A 4,842-nucleotide genomic window follows, 5' to 3' on the forward strand; every position below is an offset into this window, starting at 1 on the left:
CAGCATGGCGCACGCCTCGTCGACAGCGATCCGCAGATCCTCGATCTCGTCGAGCGCGAACTGCAACCGGGCCGCGAGACCGGCGGTGGCGGTGCGAAGAACGCCGAGGTAACCGCCGTCGGCGGGCACCGTGAGGTGCACCACGTCGTCGTCGGTCGCTGGCTGGCCGGTCAGTTGAGTCACGCCTCATCCCCCCGGTCGGGGACTCTACCCGGTCAGTCGCCCGTACGCGTGCCGGCGGTGGTGACGTGATCGGCCAGCTGGCGGAGCGCGTCGCCGCTGAGCCGGTAGGGAACCCACTCGCTCATCTGCTCGGCGCCGATCGAGGCGTAGAAACCGGCGGCCGGGTTCCAGTCGATCATCCACCACTCCAGCCGCCGGTAGCCGCGTCGTACGCAGATGTCGGCCAGCGTGGCGAGCAGCAGCCGACCGGCGCCGGTGCCCCGGGCGGCCGGCCGGACGTAGAGGTCCTCCAGGTAGATGCCGTGCACGCCGGCCCAGGTGGGGAAGTTGAGGAACCACAGTGCGAAGCCGACCGGCTGGTCCTGCTCATCCACCGCGACGTGGCCGAAGAGCGCCGGAGCGCTCGGCTCTTCCGACGTCGCGCCGGCACCGAACAGGGCCGAGGTCAACTGCTCGGCGGTGAGGTGGCACTGCTCCGGCGCGCGTTCGTACTCGGCCAGCTCGTGCACCATGGCGACGACGGCCGGCACGTCCTCGGGACGTGCCGGCCGGATCGTCGGGATGACCGGAGAGGTCACGCCTTCTTGGTCTCCCAGAAGATCTTCGAGATCTCGTCGATCTTCGCGAGCAGCTTGTCGGCGGTGGCCGGGTCGAGGCTGCCCTTGACGCCACCGGCGCCGGCGAGCTTGGTGGCCTCGTTGAACAGGCTGTGCAGGTTCGGGTACTTCTCGAAGTGCGGCGGCTTGAAGTAGTCGGTCCAGAGCACCCAAAGGTGGTGCTTGACCAGCTCGGCGCGCTGCTCCTTGATGATGATGGCGCGGGTGCGGAACTCCGGGTCGGTGTTCGACTGGTACTTCTCGCAGATCATTTTGACCGACTCGGCCTCGATCCGGGCCTGGGCCGGGTCGTAGACACCGCACGGCAGGTCGCAGTGAGCGCTCGCGGTGACGCGGGGCGCAAGGATGCGCGGAAGTCGCATCGGGATCCTCCATGGGAAGTTTGCGATGATCAAAGGCGACATTACTCCTGGAGATGCTCCCCCAACCGGTTGAGGTGAAACCAGTGACCGCCGATCACCCGGCTGAGGCGCCCCGGCTGCGGAGGCCGCTGACCGCCGTTCTGGTGACCGGCCCGTCCATGGCCCCGACGCTGCGGCACGGCGACGCGGTGCTGGTTCGCGTCGGTGGCCGCCCGATCCGGGCCGGTGACGTGGTGGTCGCGGTCTTCCGGACCCGGCCCGATCTGCTGGTGGTGAAGCGTGCGGTCCGGTCGCAGGACGGCGGCTGGTGGCTGCGGGGCGACAACGACCTGATCACCGACGACTCCCGGGCGTACGGGGTGGCCGACGTGCGCGGACGGGTGGTGGCCCGCTACTGGCCGCGCCCGGGACGGGTACCTCGCCGGCAGTTATGACCCTGCTCACATCCGAGGGGTGGTGTCGACACTATGCTCGGAAAGTGCCCGGGTGACCCCCCGCACCGCGTGCCACCGCCCGCCGCCCACCTCGCGGCGGGGCCGGCCGCCTCACATCTGCTCGACAGATCCTGGAGTCACCACCATGTCTTCGTCCACCGTGGACCCCGCTGATCCCGTCTTCCAACTGCACCGGGGCGGCAAGATGGCCGTCACCTCGACCGTGCCGCTCACCAGCCGGGAGGACCTCTCCCTGGCGTACACCCCAGGGGTGGCCCGGGTGTGTGAGGCGATCGCCGCCGACCCGGCCCTGGTGGATGACTACACCTGGGTGTCGCACACGGTCGCGGTGGTCACCGACGGCTCGGCGGTGCTCGGGCTGGGCAACATCGGCCCCCGGGCCGCGCTGCCGGTGATGGAGGGCAAGGCCGTGCTGTTCAAGCAGTTCGGCGGCGTGGACGCGGTGCCGGTGTGCCTGGACACCCAGGACGTGGACGAGATCGTCGCGGTGGTGCGGGCGTTGGCACCCTCGTTCGGTGGGATCAACCTGGAGGACATCAGCGCCCCGCGCTGCTTCGAGATCGAGCGTCGACTCGACGAGGCGTTGGACATCCCGGTCTTCCACGACGACCAGCACGGCACCGCGATCGTGGTGCTCGCCGCGCTGCGCAACGCCGCGACGTTGCTCGACCGCAAGCTGGGTGACCTGCGGGTGGCGGTGAGCGGCGCGGGCGCGGCCGGCGTGGCGGTGACGAAGATGCTGATCGCCGGGGGCGTCAACCCCGACCAGGTGGTGGTCTGTGACTCCAAGGGGATCATCGGCCGCCACCGCACCGAGCTGACCGGCACCAAGGCCGAGTTGGCCGCGAGCACCAACGCCGACGGCCGGCACGGCGACGTCACCGAGGCGCTGCGCGACGCGGACGTGCTGGTCGGGGTCTCCGGCGGGCAGATCCCCGAGGCGGCGGTGGCTCAGATGGCGCCCGGCGGAATCGTGTTCGCGCTGGCGAACCCCACCCCCGAGGTGCACCCCGAGGTGGCCGCCCGGCACGTCGCGGTGGTCGCCACCGGGCGCAGTGACTACCCCAACCAGATCAACAACGTGCTGGCCTTCCCCGGGGTGTTCCGCGGTGCGCTGGACGCCGGCGCCACCAGGATCACCGAGGCGATGAAGGTCGCCGCCGCGGACGCCATCGCCGGTGTGGTGGCCGAGTCGCTGACCGCCGACGCGATCGTGCCGTCCCCGCTCGACCCGCGCGTCGCGCCGGCCGTGGCCGAGGCGGTCGCCGAAGCCGCCCGCCGCGACGGCGTCGCCCGCCGCTAGGACGCACGCCTGGGCCGGGGGTTCTCCGGGGCAGCATGCGCCGCCGGCTCTACGCGCACGCGTGGGCCAGGGGCGCTCCGGCGAAGCATGCGCCGCTGGCCTACGCGCACGCCTTCTTAACGAGCGCTCAGCTTGTTACCGTGCCGATCATGCGTGCTGCCTTTGCCTCCCGTTTCGACGACGCCGACCCGCTCGCCGCGCTCACCGTCGGTGAGCGGCCCGAGCCGACCCCTCCGGCGGACGACTGGGTGACCGTGCAGTTGCGGGCCACCTCGCTCAACCACCACGACCTCTGGTCGCTGCGCGGGGTGGGTCTCACCGAGGCCCAACTTCCGATGATCCTCGGCTGCGACGCGGTCGGGGTGGACCCGGAGGGGCGTCCGGTGGTCGTCTACCCGGTGGTCGTCACCCCGGGTGACCCGCGCGGGGTCTCCATCCTCTCCGAGCACTTCGCCGGGACGCTCGCCGAGCGGGTGGTCGTACCCCGGTCGAATCTGATCCCGCTGCCCGACGGCATGGCGGCGACCGACGCGGCGTGCCTGCCCACGGCCTGGCTGACCGCGTGGCGGATGCTGACCACCAAGGGCCGCGTCGCGGAGGCCGACAGCGTGCTGGTCCAGGGCGCGGGCGGTGGGGTGGCCACCGCGGCCGTCGCGCTCGCCGTCGCGATGGGCAAGCGGGTGTACGCGACCAGCCGCGACGCCGTGAAGCGTGACCGGATCTCCGCCCTCGGCGCCACCGCCGTGGAGCCCGGCGCCCGGCTGCCGGAGCGGGTCGACGTGGTGATCGAGACGGTCGGCGCGGCCACCTTCGACCACTCGCTGAAGTCGGCCGCGCCGATGGCCCGGATCGTGGTCTCCGGCGCGACCGCCGGGCACGAGCCGTCGGTCAACCTGCGCCGCGTCTTCGCCATGCAGCTGGAGATCCTGGGCACCTCGATGGGCACGCCCGGCGAGCTGTACGAGCTGCTGGCGTTCTGCTCGGACAACGAGGTGCGCCCGGTAGTCGACTGCGTCATCCCGTTCAGCCGGGTCGAGGACGCCTTCGCCCGACTGCACTCCGGCGACGCCTTCGGCAAGGTCGTCATCGACCACGAGGCCTAACGCCCGCCTGTCCGCGCCGCGCTCGCGTCGCGCCGCGCCATGATCTGCGCAACATCGGGGAAACTGCTGCATTCCGGCGTGCCGAGGCAGCAACATCCCCGATGTTGGCAGATCTTGGGCGTGCGGCGTGCGGCGTGCGGCGCGGGGCGCGAGGCGCGGGATCAGAGGTGGTCGTCGAAGGTGGCGATGTCGCCGCGCGTCGCGTCGGTGGAGATGCGCTTCTTGGCGTCCGGGTCGCCGTAGAGCGACCAGCGTAGGAACTCGACCGAGGTGTCCGAGACGACCCGCAGCGTCGCGCCGTCGCTGAGCAGCGCCCGCCCGTGGTCGCCCTTCGGCAGGCTCAGCATCGCCTTCGGCCAGGGCACCTTGTCGTAGGCGGCCTTGCCGGCCGCGTACTCGACCACCTCGTCCAGCTCACCGTGCACGAACAACTGCGGGGCGGCGGCACCGGCGAACGCGGTACCCACCCCGAGCGCCGTGCCGGCGAACACCACTCCCGCGTCCAGCCGTTCGTCCCGGCTCGCGGTGAACAGGCCGATGGTGGTCACCCCGCCCGCCGAGTGCCCGGCGGCGGCCACCCGCTCACCGTCCAACCGGCCGCGCAACGCGTCGCCGGCCTTGCCGTCCAACGCCAACACCTGATCCAACGCGTACGACACGTCGGCGGGCTGGTTGAGCACGTCGAGGACGTTGTTGTCGGCGCCCCGGGAGGTGTGCGGGAACGCGGGCGCGGCCACCACGAAACCGGCCGCCGCCCAGCGGGTCAGCAGCGTGGCGTAGTCGTCCGGCCGCCCACCCAGGCCGTGACTGAACATCACC

General features: G+C 71.6%; 6 protein-coding genes and 1 pseudogene. 3 read left to right on the plus strand and 4 right to left on the minus strand.

Features of this window, described 5'->3' with window-relative positions; genetic code table 11:
* From KBX53_RS22495 to sodN, 3 genes and pseudogenes are all read right to left on the minus strand, one after another.
* Positions 1 to 183, minus strand: a pseudogene (locus tag KBX53_RS22495) (anti-sigma regulatory factor); the annotation flags it as partial.
* 32 nt (positions 184 to 215) lie between these two features.
* Entirely contained in the window at positions 216 to 761 is a 546-nt protein-coding gene (locus tag KBX53_RS22500) for a GNAT family N-acetyltransferase (protein WP_210861478.1), read from the minus strand.
* A complete protein-coding gene (gene sodN / locus KBX53_RS22505; protein WP_030336684.1) occupies positions 758 to 1,162 on the minus strand; it encodes a superoxide dismutase, Ni in 405 nt (134 codons plus the stop codon). The genes KBX53_RS22500 and sodN overlap by 4 nt, the downstream gene beginning before the upstream one ends.
* 83 nt (positions 1,163 to 1,245) lie before the next feature.
* On the opposite strand from sodN, the gene KBX53_RS22510 reads away from it, so the two are divergent.
* From KBX53_RS22510 to KBX53_RS22520, 3 genes are all read left to right on the plus strand, one after another.
* A complete protein-coding gene (locus KBX53_RS22510; RefSeq protein WP_309140832.1) occupies positions 1,246 to 1,596 on the plus strand; it encodes a S26 family signal peptidase in 351 nt (116 codons plus the stop codon).
* 145 nt (positions 1,597 to 1,741) lie between these two features.
* Positions 1,742 to 2,920, plus strand: a complete 1,179-nt coding sequence (locus tag KBX53_RS22515; protein ID WP_030336688.1) for an NADP-dependent malic enzyme — start codon at positions 1,742 to 1,744, stop codon at positions 2,918 to 2,920.
* A 140-nt stretch (positions 2,921 to 3,060) separates the two neighbouring features.
* A complete protein-coding gene (locus KBX53_RS22520) occupies positions 3,061 to 4,023 on the plus strand; it encodes a Zn-dependent alcohol dehydrogenase (protein ID WP_030336689.1) in 963 nt (320 codons plus the stop codon).
* Positions 4,024 to 4,184: 161 nt separating this feature from the next.
* Here the strand turns inward: KBX53_RS22520 and KBX53_RS22525 are convergent.
* Positions 4,185 to 4,842 (minus strand): chlorophyllase (locus KBX53_RS22525; RefSeq protein WP_210861482.1); only part of this gene is annotated, 658 nt, incomplete at its 5' end.

This window comes from Micromonospora sp. M51 (assembly GCF_018070305.1).
In the GTDB taxonomy this organism is placed as follows: domain Bacteria; phylum Actinomycetota; class Actinomycetes; order Mycobacteriales; family Micromonosporaceae; genus Micromonospora; species Micromonospora parva.

Coding starts and splice junctions, on each gene's coding strand:
- KBX53_RS22515 (WP_030336688.1), top strand. CDS start 1,742: ATGTCTTCGTCCACCGTGGACCCCGCTGATCCCGTCTTCCAACTGCAC.
- sodN (WP_030336684.1), bottom strand. CDS start 1,162: ATGCGACTTCCGCGCATCCTTGCGCCCCGCGTCACCGCGAGCGCTCAC.